15 protein-coding genes and 1 riboswitch are annotated in these 13,312 nt (G+C 49.7%); of the genes, 12 read left to right on the top strand and 3 right to left on the bottom strand.

The features are described from left to right. Positions 1 to 191 precede the first annotated feature (191 nt). Positions 192 to 1,796: a DUF2339 domain-containing protein gene (locus tag ACFQZR_RS07460; protein ID WP_379344436.1), complete on the top strand. Its 1,605-nt coding sequence runs from the start codon at positions 192 to 194 to the stop codon at positions 1,794 to 1,796. Between the two features lie 82 nt (positions 1,797 to 1,878). On the opposite strand, the gene ACFQZR_RS07465 is transcribed toward ACFQZR_RS07460, so the two are convergent. Further along, the gene (locus ACFQZR_RS07465; protein ID WP_379344438.1) at positions 1,879 to 2,025 is read right to left on the bottom strand and encodes a hypothetical protein; all 147 of its coding nucleotides are present in this window, start codon (positions 2,023 to 2,025) and stop codon (positions 1,879 to 1,881) included. A 156-nt stretch (positions 2,026 to 2,181) separates the two neighbouring features. On the opposite strand from ACFQZR_RS07465, the gene ychF reads away from it, so the two are divergent. Next, positions 2,182 to 3,282 carry a redox-regulated ATPase YchF gene (ychF, locus tag ACFQZR_RS07470; protein WP_018754672.1) on the top strand — a complete coding sequence of 367 codons (1,101 nt, stop codon included), beginning with the start codon at positions 2,182 to 2,184 and terminating at the stop codon, positions 3,280 to 3,282. Between the two features lie 65 nt (positions 3,283 to 3,347). Here ychF and ACFQZR_RS07475 read toward each other — a convergent pair whose 3' ends face one another. Next, positions 3,348 to 3,902, bottom strand: a complete 555-nt coding sequence (locus ACFQZR_RS07475; RefSeq protein ID WP_379344441.1) for a hypothetical protein — start codon at positions 3,900 to 3,902, stop codon at positions 3,348 to 3,350. Positions 3,903 to 4,174: 272 nt separating this feature from the next. Between ACFQZR_RS07475 and prfA the strand changes: the two genes are divergently transcribed. Next, on the top strand, positions 4,175 to 5,245 hold the full coding sequence (prfA, locus tag ACFQZR_RS07480; protein ID WP_018754674.1) for a peptide chain release factor 1: 1,071 nt from the start codon (positions 4,175 to 4,177) through the stop codon (positions 5,243 to 5,245). Positions 5,246 to 5,296: 51 nt separating this feature from the next. Continuing rightward, the gene (gene prmC / locus ACFQZR_RS07485) at positions 5,297 to 6,166 is read left to right on the top strand and encodes a peptide chain release factor N(5)-glutamine methyltransferase (protein ID WP_379344444.1); all 870 of its coding nucleotides are present in this window, start codon (positions 5,297 to 5,299) and stop codon (positions 6,164 to 6,166) included. Between the two features lie 472 nt (positions 6,167 to 6,638). Here prmC and ACFQZR_RS07490 read toward each other — a convergent pair whose 3' ends face one another. Continuing rightward, complete coding sequence (locus tag ACFQZR_RS07490; RefSeq protein ID WP_018754676.1) at positions 6,639 to 6,995, bottom strand: winged helix-turn-helix transcriptional regulator; 357 nt, start codon at positions 6,993 to 6,995, stop codon at positions 6,639 to 6,641. A gap of 140 nt (positions 6,996 to 7,135) precedes the next feature. Here ACFQZR_RS07490 and hxlA point away from each other — a divergent pair, with 140 nt between their 5' ends. From hxlA to ACFQZR_RS07530, 8 genes are all read left to right on the top strand, one after another. Further along, entirely contained in the window at positions 7,136 to 7,768 is a 633-nt protein-coding gene (gene hxlA, locus ACFQZR_RS07495) for a 3-hexulose-6-phosphate synthase (RefSeq protein WP_018754677.1), read from the top strand. 5 nt (positions 7,769 to 7,773) lie between these two features. Then, positions 7,774 to 8,343, top strand: a complete 570-nt coding sequence (gene hxlB, locus ACFQZR_RS07500) for a 6-phospho-3-hexuloisomerase (RefSeq protein WP_379344447.1) — start codon at positions 7,774 to 7,776, stop codon at positions 8,341 to 8,343. A gap of 135 nt (positions 8,344 to 8,478) precedes the next feature. Beyond that, the gene (spoIIR, locus tag ACFQZR_RS07505; RefSeq protein WP_379344449.1) at positions 8,479 to 9,186 is read left to right on the top strand and encodes a stage II sporulation protein R; all 708 of its coding nucleotides are present in this window, start codon (positions 8,479 to 8,481) and stop codon (positions 9,184 to 9,186) included. Between the two features lie 78 nt (positions 9,187 to 9,264). Beyond that, positions 9,265 to 10,446 carry an L-threonylcarbamoyladenylate synthase gene (locus tag ACFQZR_RS07510; RefSeq protein WP_379344451.1) on the top strand — a complete coding sequence of 394 codons (1,182 nt, stop codon included), beginning with the start codon at positions 9,265 to 9,267 and terminating at the stop codon, positions 10,444 to 10,446. 119 nt (positions 10,447 to 10,565) lie between these two features. Further along, positions 10,566 to 11,126, top strand: a complete 561-nt coding sequence (locus tag ACFQZR_RS07515; protein WP_379344453.1) for a manganese efflux pump MntP — start codon at positions 10,566 to 10,568, stop codon at positions 11,124 to 11,126. A 55-nt stretch (positions 11,127 to 11,181) separates the two neighbouring features. Next, positions 11,182 to 11,757 (top strand): low molecular weight protein arginine phosphatase, encoded by a 576-nt coding sequence (locus ACFQZR_RS07520; RefSeq protein ID WP_379344932.1) that lies wholly within the window; start codon positions 11,182 to 11,184, stop codon positions 11,755 to 11,757. A gap of 52 nt (positions 11,758 to 11,809) precedes the next feature. Then, a riboswitch (ZMP/ZTP riboswitch) is annotated at positions 11,810 to 11,891 on the top strand. Between the two features lie 151 nt (positions 11,892 to 12,042). Next, on the top strand, positions 12,043 to 12,495 hold the full coding sequence (gene rpiB, locus ACFQZR_RS07525; protein ID WP_314589767.1) for a ribose 5-phosphate isomerase B: 453 nt from the start codon (positions 12,043 to 12,045) through the stop codon (positions 12,493 to 12,495). A 42-nt stretch (positions 12,496 to 12,537) separates the two neighbouring features. Then, entirely contained in the window at positions 12,538 to 13,095 is a 558-nt protein-coding gene (locus tag ACFQZR_RS07530) for a TIGR01440 family protein (RefSeq protein ID WP_379344456.1), read from the top strand. Positions 13,096 to 13,312 lie beyond the last annotated feature (217 nt).

Consider the following 13,312-nt stretch of genomic DNA (forward strand, 5'->3'; position numbering starts at 1 on the left):
TCATCTCCTTTAGCCGAATTACTATACAATACGTAATACGCCTCCGCCCTGCTTGTTCATTTGCCCCTAGTACAACAGTTTATTTTTGTGGTGAGGGTACTATAAGAAGATGGTACTATTCGTTATCGGATTCCAAGCTACAATGGAATTATGACCAGGTCATAAAGTTCCAGGTGAGGAGAGGGTAACGGATGATTCATCGAATAGAGCGGAACTGGCCGACATTGCTCGGCGCAATATTCATATTCATTGCATTAATCACATTGCTCAAATATTCCATTGATCTCGACTTCATTCATGATTCGACGAAGATTGGCGCAGGTATTCTGGCGGGGTGCGGACTGGTCGTAGCAGGTCTTCGTGGGGCCTTGCGTTCTAATACGGTCATCAGTGAGGTGTTTACGGGACTCGGTGTTGCACTGCTCTATATGACCTGCTCCTTCGCGGGTGTCTATTATAGTCTGTGGGACTCGATGGTTGTCTTGTTATCCATGCTCGCAATCACCGTTGGTACATGTACCTATGCAGTTCGGTTCAATTCTCGACTCTTGATGTCCATTGGGCTGGTCGGAGCGATTTTGTCACCTATTGTCATGCAGCCGGTGACGGATCAAGTATTCTCGTTGTTCATCTATCTGCTCGTTATTAACTCGGCATTCTGGTATATCAGCGTCATGAAGAAGTGGTTCGAGCTTCGGTTAGTTAGCTTTATTGGCACTTGGTTGCTCTATGCGGTGTATTTTGTCTTGTTCCGTCCGCATGTTGATATGTTCTGGAGCAAACCGTTCTTATATGCTCTTGCAGCGTACAGCTTCTATATCATTGCGATGTTCTACGCTTCTTATAAAGCGCAGATGAAATTCGACGGATTGCATGTGTATTTGGGTATTGCGAACGCAGTCATCTTTGGTTTGTGGTCGCTAGGGCTTCTAACTCAATTCGTATCTTTTGCAGTACCGTTGTTCTTCATGGGCGTTCTATACATCATTGCCGCTATCATTGTACAACATCTTGTAAAAACATGGAGTATGCCGGTCATGACGAAGCTTTTTGGCGGATTGCTGCTTGTCATTATTGCAACATCGCAATTCGGCAAAGGATGGGATTACAAGCCTCTGATTAGCGTTTATCTCTGGGTCTTCATTGCCGCAACTGTACTGGTTACTGCGAAATGGTGTGCGATAGAGGGGCTTAAATACGCGAGCGTGACGATCTGGGCCTCCATTGGTCTCTATTGGTACGTTGTCACGTGGAGTACGCCGCGCGGGGAGTGGTTCGGTGTATTCATCCCTTTTCTGAACTGGGGAGCAGTTGCATGGATGCTGCTTGCTTTATTCGGCTTCTATATGTCACTTCATTTGGATGTGAAGGGGTTAAGTTCGTGGGGGCAAAAAATGATGTCGACGGTATTGTCCCTTATGAGCCATTTTATTGTAGGGGGCTTGCTAACGGTTCAAGTTCAGACGTTATTCGAAGTGTACGAATTACGGGGTGTGGGATTAACATTATCGATCTCATGGGCGCTCTACTCCTTGCTCTTGTTCCTCTGGGGAGCGTACAGTAATCAATGGTTCTTCCGGATTTTCGGTACGGCTGTACTATTGCTTGTCGCTGCAAAAACGATGATTATCGACCTTGCTGAACAAGCGACGATTTACAAAGTGGTCGTGTTCCTTGTGTTAGGGGGAATCTGCTTCATGATCTCCTACATTAATTCCAAGTGGAACCCTCCGCATGTGCCAACAAAACCTGCTCAGCCGCAACCAGAAGAATTGAATTGGGAAGATGATCTATAATTCAAACGCCAAAAATAAAGTGCCAAGGTCGTTTATAAGACGCAGGCACTTTATTTTTGAAATGCGGAACTAGCTGATTGAGTTAATCCGTTTTCTTCTTCTTGCCTGTGTTGAGAGGTGTGACCGACTTGGCTCCTTCAATCGTATCATTGACGAATGCCATGTCTTGATTTTTGGCATTCATGTTCGTGGTACCGGTATAATTGCCCTTGTGTGTTTTATTTTCCATTGTGCGCTTCACCCCGGTTATGAGATAGTTAAGACGATACAGTTAAAGTCTAGCCAATGACTAGGCTTTTTATGTGTTTGTGGTTATAATGATAAAGATATTTTAGACGAATATGTTATAATGATTAGATGAACCTTGAAGGAGTTGCGAATAGATATGGCATTGAAAGCGGGAATCGTTGGTTTGCCGAACGTAGGTAAATCGACTTTGTTTAATGCAATTACACAAGCAGGTGCGGAATCAGCGAACTATCCATTCTGTACGATTGATCCGAACGTGGGTGTCGTTGAAGTACCGGATGAGCGCCTAGATAAATTGACAGAGTTGGTTACACCGAATAAAACGGTACCTACAGCATTCGAATTTATCGATATCGCCGGTATCGTGCGCGGTGCGAGCAAAGGGGAAGGACTTGGGAACAAGTTCCTTGCACATATCCGTGAAGTCGATGCGATCGTACATGTGGTGCGCTGTTTCGTAGATGAGAACATTACGCATGTCGACGGCAAAGTCGATCCAATCAGCGACATTCAGACGATCAACTTGGAGCTCGTGCTAGCGGATCTTGAGAGCGTTGAGAAGCGTATCGAGCGTTCCAAGAAGAATATGAAGGGCGGCAACAAGCAGTACGCAGCCGAAGTGGAAGTGCTGGAGAAGGTAAAAGAAGCACTCTATGCAGACATGCCTGCCCGCAGCGTGGAATTAACGGATGATGAGAAATTGGTGATTCGTGACCTTCACTTGCTTACGATGAAGCCTGTTCTATATGCGGCAAATGTGAGTGAAGATGGCGTCACAAGTGCTGATGACAATGAATATGTTATCAAAGTAAAGGAATTCGCAGCGGCCGAGAATGCAGAAGTCGTGCCGATCAGCGCCAAAGTAGAAGCGGAGATTGCAGAGCTTGAAGGCGAAGACAAAGCGATGTTCCTCGAAGAATTAGGTCTTGAGGAATCTGGTTTGAACCGTCTTATCAAAGCGGCTTACCGTCTACTTGGGTTGTATACGTATTTTACAGCGGGAGTACAGGAAGTTCGTGCTTGGACGATTCGTAAAGGGATGAAAGCACCTCAAGCGGCAGGTGTCATTCATAGTGACTTCGAACGCGGCTTCATCCGTGCAGAGGTTGTATCCTATGATGATCTCGTCGCAGCAGGCTCGATGAACGTTGCGAAAGAACGAGGACAGCTTCGTCTCGAAGGTAAAGAGTATGTTGTTAAAGACGGCGATGTTATGCATTTCCGGTTCAACGTATAGAACTTGTATACCTTTTCTAAGGCTGGGGGCAGATGCCCTCAGCCTCCTCACTATATGGGGACGCCTCAAGGGACGAAGTAGCTGCGTAAGATCAGGTAGTCGATGGAGAGGGATTGGAATTTCTGACCTTCGGGGCTATTCGGATCATAGGGATTGGACTGCGGTAATATCCCCAACCAGACGTAGGATTCGTTACTTTTCAGCACCGTCCCTGGGATCGGCCCATCTTCGGCACGCAGCTTCTGATAAGCTTTGCGAGAAAGGCGTGTGATGGTTAATAAAGGCGCTTCTTTTTGGGTGAACTTACCGCCCGGTGAGAAGACGAATACCGTCTCCCATTCCGCTGTTGGAATTGCTTTTCCTCTACGCTCGATCGCAATGAAATTATTTTTCCATTTGGTAGGTAAATTAAATTTGAACTGACATTGTTCACTATGAAACACATTACCTGTATACTTAATCGGCTTCGGGGGTTGGTCGTACATGAGGTGTTCCTGGTCACTCGGTTTTTCCGGTTCTTTGGTCTCTTCCTTAATTGGTCCAAGTTGACAGCTAGTCAGGAGAATCAAGATGATTAGGGCGAGCGCAATACGGAAAGGACCGTTCTTCGATGGTTTCATTGAACGTAAGTCCTCCTTTTATTCTGGTGACTATCATAACACGTAGTATGGCAATTTTCCGCTTGAATTTATGCTGGCTTGGATAATTGACGAATTTTGCAAGAGATGACTAGGTTTTTCGATGGTTTCTGGTTATAATGGTTAAGGACTTTGGGTCCGGTACGTAAAATGTGAGAGAGTCAGGTGATTCCGGTGTAGCTAGACAATATGCTGGAGACCGTTCAAATAGATAGCATATGTAGAAAATAATCAATAATTGAGGTGATTCCATCATGATCGATAAATTGCAATCGTTAGCAGATCGTTATGATAAATTGAGTGAGTTATTATGTGATCCAGATGTGACGAACGATTCGAAGAAGCTGCGTGAATATTCGAAAGAGCAGTCCGATCTGCAAGAGACGTATGAAGCGTACACAGAATATAAGACCGTCATGGAAGAGCTCGAAGCGGCGAAAATGATGCAAGCTGAAAAGCTCGACGATGAGATGAAAGAAATGGTCAAAATGGAGATTGATGAGCTTAGCTCTCGTCAGAAGGAGTTGGAGGAGCGTATTCACATTCTCTTGCTGCCAAAAGATCCGAATGATGATAAGAACGTTATCGTCGAGATCCGCGGTGCGGCAGGCGGCGATGAAGCGGCGTTATTCGCTGCGGATTTATATCGGATGTACACGCGTTATGCAGATGCACAAGGCTGGCGTGTTGAATTGATGGATGTGAACATGAACGACCTTGGCGGCTACAAAGAGGTTATCTTCATGATCAATGGTAAAGGTGCTTACAGCCGTCTGAAATACGAGAGCGGCGCACACCGCGTACAGCGTATTCCGGCAACGGAATCGGGCGGACGTATTCATACATCGACTTCAACGGTCGCCGTGCTGCCTGAAGTTGAAGATCTCGATATTGAAATTCACGATAAAGATATTCGCGTAGATACGTTCTGTTCGAGTGGTGCGGGCGGTCAGTCCGTTAATACGACGAAATCGGCCGTTCGTGTAACGCATATTCCAACAGGGATCGTGGCAACATGTCAGGATGGAAAATCGCAGAACTCCAATAAGGATAAAGCATTGCAAGTATTGCGCGCTCGGATCTTCGACGTGATGCGTCAAGAAGAAGAGGCAAAATATGCAGGCGAGCGGAAGAGCAAAGTCGGAACGGGCGACCGTAGTGAGCGTATTCGTACGTACAATTATCCGCAGAGCCGTGTGACGGATCATCGTATTGGCCTAACATTGCACAAGCTGGATGCTATCATGAACGGTGACATGAATGAGATTATTTCATCGTTGACGCTTGCCGAGCAGGCTGAAATGATGGAGAAAGTCAACGCGTAACAGCTCCGCTCGAGAGCATGATCTTTTGTAGAGAAAAGAGCGTGGATATAGATGAATGGTACAATTCGTGAAGCCTTGTTAGAGGCTTCTTCTTTTTTAGCACAGCATCAAGTGATGGAACCGTCGCATAATGCGGAGCTCTTGCTCTGCCACGTGCTTGGCTTAGGCCGTGCTGAGTTCTTCATGCGAATGACGGAGCCGTTCCCGGTGGAGCATACGGCAGCGTGGCAAATGGTGCTGGCGCGCAAAGCGGCCGGTGAGCCTGCACAATATATCATAGGGGAGCAGGAGTTCTATGGGCTTCCTTTTGAGGTAACCCCTGATGTATTGATTCCGCGGCCGGAGACGGAACTGCTCGTCGAAGCGATCGTGAAGGAGGGGCGCCGTCTCTGGCCTGACGGCGCGCCGACGGTCTGCGACATCGGCACCGGAAGCGGAGCGATTGCGGTGACGCTGGCGGTTCAGTGTCCGATGTGGCAGGTTAACGCATCGGACATCTCGGGCGCTGCGCTGGCTGTAGCGCAGCGCAATGCAGCGCGCCACGGCGCAGCGGCGCGCATCGCATGGCACAGCGGCGACCTGCTGGCGCCGCTGGAGGGCATGAGATTGGACATCCTGGTGTCCAATCCGCCTTACATCCCCGCGGAGACGATCGCGGGGTTGCAGCCCGAGGTGCGCGACTTCGAGCCGCGCACCGCACTGGACGGCGGTACGGACGGACTCGATCCGTACCGCCGTATGCTCGCGCAGCTGCCGCTGCTGGCAGCCGTGCCGCGCGTCGTGGGCTTCGAGCTTGGGCAAGGCCAAGCTCGTGAGGTCGCCGCCTGGATGGAGGCGGCGGGGCATTGGGACACGGTGTACATCGTGTCTGATTACGCGGGCATTGAGCGGCATGTGATCGCGGTGCGTGAGCAAGCATAAGCATGTTATGAACGGTATGTAAGAAAAAGGGGCTGTCCCACATTGTTCGTATGGAGTGGGAATGCCCCGAATTTAAGCGAAAGGACCTCAAACTCCACTGTTATGTGGGGCAAGAGGTCTTTCTTTTTAATAAACAATATTCAGCACTATGTGGGGGCGCATCGTCTTGTCTAACTTCACACGATGTCCGTCACGCAAGCTCTATACTGGATTATTGCACTAATTTCCGCACGATTTACCTCAATATGGTGCCTATGTTGGAAAATTGCACTGTAGCTGTTGAATTTCAAAGTTATATCGTAGGAATTAGCCTACGTATCCTGTAAATATCCAACATAGGTGCGTAATAGGCACTTATCTGGTGCTCTATCCTGTAAATATCCAACTTAGGCCACACAGCAGGGGGGACGTGGTATCCCCATGGCCTTCAGATGAAGATCTTTAAATGCATAGGGTAGAGGATTTCACCGCCTCAGTCCTTCCACACCACTTCTTCGCCATACTCCTTGCCCCACTTGTACATCATCTGCAGAATCGGCATCAAGCTCTCACCATAGGCCGTCAATGAATATTCCACACGCGGCGGAACCTCGGCGTATACTTTGCGGGTGACGAGTTGATCCTCCTCCAGCTCACGAAGCTGATTGGTCAGCATTTTTTGCGTAATCGAGGGGATGCGCTTCTTGAGCTCGCTGAAGCGCAAAGTGCCATCTAGTCCCATATGCCAGAGGATGATGAGCTTCCATTTGCCGCCGATGACCGCTAAGGTAAGCTCCTTTTCACAGTTAATTTCCTTGAGATTAATTCGTTCTTTGAGTTCTGTCGCCAAGGCGGTTCCCTCCTCCATTAGTATCCTTCAAGTAACTACACCACTTCAAAGTGCGTACTTCCTTTTTGATCCGTCTGACTCTAGAATATACCTAGTTTCCCGAATAAACAATCATGGATATTATGGAGGTATATAACATTATGGAATTACAATTAGCGCTGGATCTCGTGAACATTCCTGAGGCAATCGAAGTGGTACGTGAGGTTGAAGCATTTATTGATATCGTAGAAATTGGCACACCTGTTGTCATTAACGAAGGTCTTCACGCGGTAAAAGCGATGAAAGAACAGTTCCCGAATTTGAAAGTATTGGCTGACCTTAAAGTCATGGATGCAGGCGGCTACGAAGTGATGAAGGCATCTGAAGCGGGAGCGGACATTATTACGGTGCTTGGCGTATCCGATGACTCGACAATTAAGGGCGCTGTGGCTGAAGCGAAGAAACAGAACCGTAAAGTGATGGTCGACATGATCAATGTCAAAGACATGGAGACACGTGCACAAGAAATCGACGCAATGGGCGTAGACTACATCTGCGTGCACTCCGGTTACGACCACCAAGCGGAAGGCAAAAACTCATTCGAGGAATTGAATGCCATCAAACGCGTCGTCAAACAGGCTAAAACGGCTATCGCAGGCGGCATCAAGCTCGATACCTTGCCAGAAGTGATTCAAGCGAACCCGGACCTCGTTATCGTTGGCGGCGGGATCACAAGCCATGCGGATAAGAAATCAGTGGCTGCCGAAATGCGTCAATTGATTCAGCAAGGGTAACGCCGATGTCGATGCAGACAACGATGCAGAGCTATGCGACAGGAATTCTAGAAGAGCTCTCACGCACCGTTCAAGCGGTGGATGAAGCATCCGTGAACGCCTTGATCGCTCAGATTGTTCGTGCAGATCGGATCTTGGTTGCGGGTGCAGGTCGGTCGGGATTGATGATGCGTGCCTTCGCGATGCGGCTCATGCATCTCGGATTTAACGCTTATGTTGTCGGGGAGACGGTGACCCCGGGCCTCGGGGAGAATGGGCTGCTCATTATTGGTTCAGGATCGGGGGAGACGAAGAGTCTCGTTGCGATGGCAGAGAAGGCGAGAGCCATTGGCGCATCTGTCGCGGCTATTACGATTCACCCGGGATCAACCATTGGCGAGCTTGCACATACCATCGTTCAAGTACCGGCAGCGTCTAAGGAGAATACCTCTCTGGCGCGTGCGACCATTCAGCCGATGGGGGCTTTGTTCGAACAGTCGCTGCTGATTATATTTGATGCGATCATCCTGCAGTTGATGGGCATCGGAGAAGTTGATAATACGGCGATGCTCGGGCGGCATGCCAATTTGGAATAGGGAAAAGGGACGCGGTTTTGCGTCCCTTTTTTGCATGGATTTATTTTTCATAGAATGCTAGGTTGATAGGTTTATCCCCCTCTGTTCTGGACATACTGAGAAATACCAAAGGATAGAGCGGGGAGGCTTCATCACATGGCAAATCTTATTCAGATTCTTAAGAAAAAAAGCACTTATTCGATCATGATTATTCTTATTCTATTAGGTTGGTTCTTAAATCTGGTAGGTTCGGCAGCTGTCGTATCGGCGGCTTCAACAGAAGTAGGGACAATGCAAGAAATTCCGAAAGAATCAATCCGGCTGCGCATTCTTGCGAATTCGGATTCGGCGTTCGATCAGAAGGTTAAGCGTGAGATTCGCGATAAAGTCGTAGATCAAGTGAACACTTGGGTAGCGACATTAGAGGATCCACAGAGTTTGAAGCAAGCGCGTGCGAAGATTAAGGAGCACCTATCCGATATTGAGAAATTGGTGGGCAAGGAGTTAGTGGCTCGCGAGCAGGATTACGGGTATAAGGTTGAACTCGGCGTGGTGCCTTTTCCGACGAAGATGTACGGGGATCAAGTCTATCCTGCTGGGGATTATGAGGCTCTACGCATTACACTGGGTAAAGGGGAAGGGCAGAACTGGTGGTGCGTGTTGTTCCCTCCACTTTGCTTCATCGATGCAGGGACAGGAGAGGCTGTTGCACAAGCTGCGGATACGGAAGGTGCGCCGCTCGTGGCTGATGGAGGATCGACATCGGCGACTCCAGCGGATGGTGGCGGAGAGACGGAAGTACGCTTCTTCTTATGGGATTGGATTGTCAAAATATTCGACTTTATCGCCGGGTTGTTCAGCTAGAACGGTTGATTGTCAAATTGTGATATAATAAAGGTTAACTTATTAGTAAGGAACTGAGCGCTCATGCAATCAAATGAAATGATACGCAACACATCATATTGGGAAGTTCGAGATCTTGAGACCTCAACTGAGGCACTGGATGAAGCGGCGCAGATTCTCGCATCGGGCGGGACGGTCGCTTTTCCGACGGAGACGGTATATGGGCTTGGTGCAGATGCGCGAAGTACAAGTGCGGTCGAACAGATTTTTGCCGCTAAAGGAAGACCATCGGACAATCCGCTCATTGTACACATCGCGGATATTGCGGACCTAGACATGCTCGTCTTTCCGTACAATTCAACGGCACGTCAATTGATGGACCGATTCTGGCCCGGACCCCTCACGATCGTATTGCCTGTACGTCCAGGCGTCATCTCCCCCCGCGTAACTGCGGGGTTATCGACGGTTGGCGTGCGCATGCCGGCGCATGATGTCGCACTCGCGTTGATCGCGCGTGCAGGCTGCCCGGTCGCGGCACCAAGCGCGAATCGCTCAGGGCGCCCAAGCCCGACGCTCGCCGCGCACGTGCGCGAAGACCTCGCGGGCCGCATCGACGGCATCGTCGATGGCGGGCCGACAGGCGTCGGCGTCGAGTCGACGGTCGTCGAGCTTATCGGCGACCGCGTCAACGTGCTGCGCCCGGGCGGCGTCACGGTCGAGGCGCTGCGCGAGGTCGCGGCTGAGGTCACGATCGACCCGGCGCTCACGCGTACGTCCGACATCGCGCCAAGCGATGCCATCGCGGCATCGTCGGAGCAGATTACGGACGCGAGTCGCCATGCTGGCGACAGTGCCTTAGCGCAAGGCACAGCGGAGCACGCCGCTCCTGCGGACGACGCAGGCCATACCCCACGATCGCCGGGGATGAAATACGCGCACTATGCGCCGCGCGGGACCATGAGCATCGTCAAGGGAGATGCGCCGGGACAAGTCTCGGCTTGGATTCAAGCCGAGCTCGATGCTGCATCGCAGCGCGGGGAACGCAGCGGCGTACTCGCCTTCGACGAGCATATCGCCGCGTATCGCGCGGATGTCGTCGTCTCCTGTGGCAGCTTGCATGCGTTGGAGCATGCCGCGCAGCGGCTGTATGCCGCGCTGCGTGAATTCGACGAGCAGGGCGTCACGTTCATTCTCGCCGAAGCTTGTCCGGAAGACGGGATTGGCCTTGCGGTCATGAACCGGCTCGTGAAGGCTGCAGGTCACCGAATCATCCAGCTCTAAATTGGTTATTAATCCCTGTTCTACTGCGTTGTTTCCCCTTGTCCCACAATTTCAATGTATCTTTCCGGCCCTGTCCGCATATGGTTGTACAAGATCATATGGACAATGGAGGAACGTGGATGGAAACGGGCATAGCAATTTGGGGCGAGCTAATCACCATACTGGTCATGGCCGTTGCGTTAGGGTTTGATGCCTTCTCGCTCGGACTGGGTATCGGTATGAAAGGGATTCGCGTGCGAGAGATTATTAAGATCGGGGCCGTTGTTGCGATCTTCCATATCTTGATGCCGCTAGCTGGGTTGTACATGGGGCGGTATTTGGGGGCGCTGCTCGGTAATGTTGCGACGCTCGCTGCAGGTGGGCTGCTGCTATTGCTCGGTGGACATATGATATATAGCTCCCTGCGGGGAGATGCCGTTCAATCCATTGATTATCGCAGCAGTTGGGCGATTGTTTTATTTTCCCTCTCCGTGAGTATCGATTCCTTCTCCGTAGGTGTATCCTTAGGCATGTTCCCTATTAACTTATGGCTGACGATTTTATCCTTTGGACTGTGCGGCGGGATTATGTCGATCCTGGGGCTCATGCTTGGCAGCCAAGTTAGTCATCGTCTAAGCGAATATGGCGAGGCGTTTGGCGGTGTTATTTTATTTACATTTGGCGTATTATTTATTTTATAATTTGAATTCGATGAGACGAATTTAATCTAGCAAGCAGAAAGGAGATGAGCGTGTGATGAACATCTTATTCGTATGCACCGGGAACACATGCCGGAGTCCGATGGCAGAAGCGTTGCTGCGCAAGCTTGCGAAGGATGCAAATCTGGATATCGAAGTTCGTTCGGCGGGTGTTGCAGCGTCGCAGGGCGCGTCCATCTCGAGAAATGCGGTTACGGCTTTGCAAGACCATCAGATTGCTGCTGCGGGAGCTACGTCTACCCCGCTGACGGGTAGCGAAATCGAATGGGCAGATCTGATCCTGACGATGACGAGCGGACATAAGCAGCACGTTGTTCAACAGTTCCCTAGCTCGATTGAGCATACTTATACGCTCAAGGAATATGTGGAAATGGACGAGCAAGTCATTGCAGATTTGATTACGCTTGAAGAGCGCATTGCTGACTGGCAGATGAAGCATGCTTTAGGTGAGCCGATTCCGGATTCGGACCGAGCAGCCATTATTGCGCTGCAACAGCGCATTCCCAGCTTTGATATAAGTGATCCGTATGGCGGTTCTCTGGGAGAATATCGTCATTGCTTGGCCGAAATTCATAGCGCATTATTGAAGCTGCTGAAGCGTGCACAGGGTTGAAAATGCCCCATTGATTTTCATGATCGTTTGAGATATGATGATCCTATCGAGACAGATCCGATGTAACTGGCGACGAAGTGGATATTACCACGGTGGAGCATCGGAACATACGGCCGGTCGCCTGGGCAAAAGAGCAAAGACGTGAATTCGACGCGTCATGCTCTTTTTTTCGTTTTTTCCCCACAAATTAGGTATACTATAAGAGGTTGTTCAAAAAGTCAGCCGGTTTTTTGAACACATATTATTATGGAAAATGATTACGATGGGGTAGCAGGAGGAACGACTATGAAAATCGCTATTGGCGCAGACCACGCAGGAACGCTTCTCAAAGACGGGCTAATTCAAGTTATACGTTCATTAGGACATGATGTGGAAGATCTCGGTTGCAATTGTACGGATTCAGTTGATTATCCGGATTATGCGATTGCTGTATGTGAGCAAGTAGTGAAGGGGCAAGCTGATCGTGGAATTCTTGTCTGTGGGACAGGGATTGGCATGAGCATCGCAGCGAATAAAGTTCCGGGTATCCGTTGTGCATTGGTGCATGATCTTTTCTCTGCAAAAGCAACGCGTGAACATAATAATACGAATGTACTTGCAATGGGTGAACGCGTGATTGGTCCTGGACTAGCCGAGGAAATTGTGAAAGTATGGCTGGAGACACCTTTTAGCGAAGGTCCACGCCACTTGAACCGTGTGAACAAAGTGAATCAAATCGAGCAGCAATATCGCTCCTAGAAGACTCTTTTTCAGTGGAAGAAGTGAAAGGGGACGGTTACGATGAATCAACAAGAACAAGAATCTATTCAGCAGCAAGTCGAGCAGATCCTACGTGAGCTTGTCGAGGCAGCATCGATTCGAGCAGGCCAGATCGTCGTGATCGGCACGAGCACCAGCGAAGTCGTAGGTCAGCGTATCGGGACGAGCGGTGCCGAGGCGATAGCAGCCGAATTGTATGCTGGGCTTGAGAAAGTTCGCAGTGAAATCGGCTTCTATCTCGCCTTTCAATGCTGTGAGCATTTGAATCGAGCGCTTGTCGTCGAACGCGCAGCAGCAGAATACTATCGGCTCGATGAGGTGTCCGCGGTACCTATTGTGAAAGCCGGCGGTTCGATGGCGTCATATGCGTATCGTCATCTTACGGAGCCATGTCTCGTGGAGACCATCGAAGCGCATGCGGGGATAGACATTGGGGAGACGCTCATTGGTATGCATTTGCGCCGCGTCGCTGTTCCTGTACGTCCATCGATTAAGCAGGTGGGGCAGGCTCGCGTGACGATGGCCCGAACGAGGCCGAAGCTTATCGGCGGCGAACGAGCAGTTTATACGTGTCTTTAGAGGAAGTTCAAAAAATCAACTTTTAATCACGAAGTGATTCAAGAAGTGGGTTCGACATCGAATCTTGCGTTCATACTAGAAGAGCATATGCTTTCGAAGGATGTTTCCTTTGGAAACATTGAAGATGCTCATGTAGGTTTCTCCTACACTGCGCTTCTCCTTAAAGTTTTGCGTAGCAAAACTCGCTACGAAAGCATATGCTTCGCATTCTCGCAAC

The sequence above is a fragment of the Paenibacillus sp. GCM10027629 genome (assembly GCF_042676425.1).
GTDB classification, from domain to species: domain Bacteria; phylum Bacillota; class Bacilli; order Paenibacillales; family Paenibacillaceae; genus Paenibacillus_K; species Paenibacillus_K terrigena.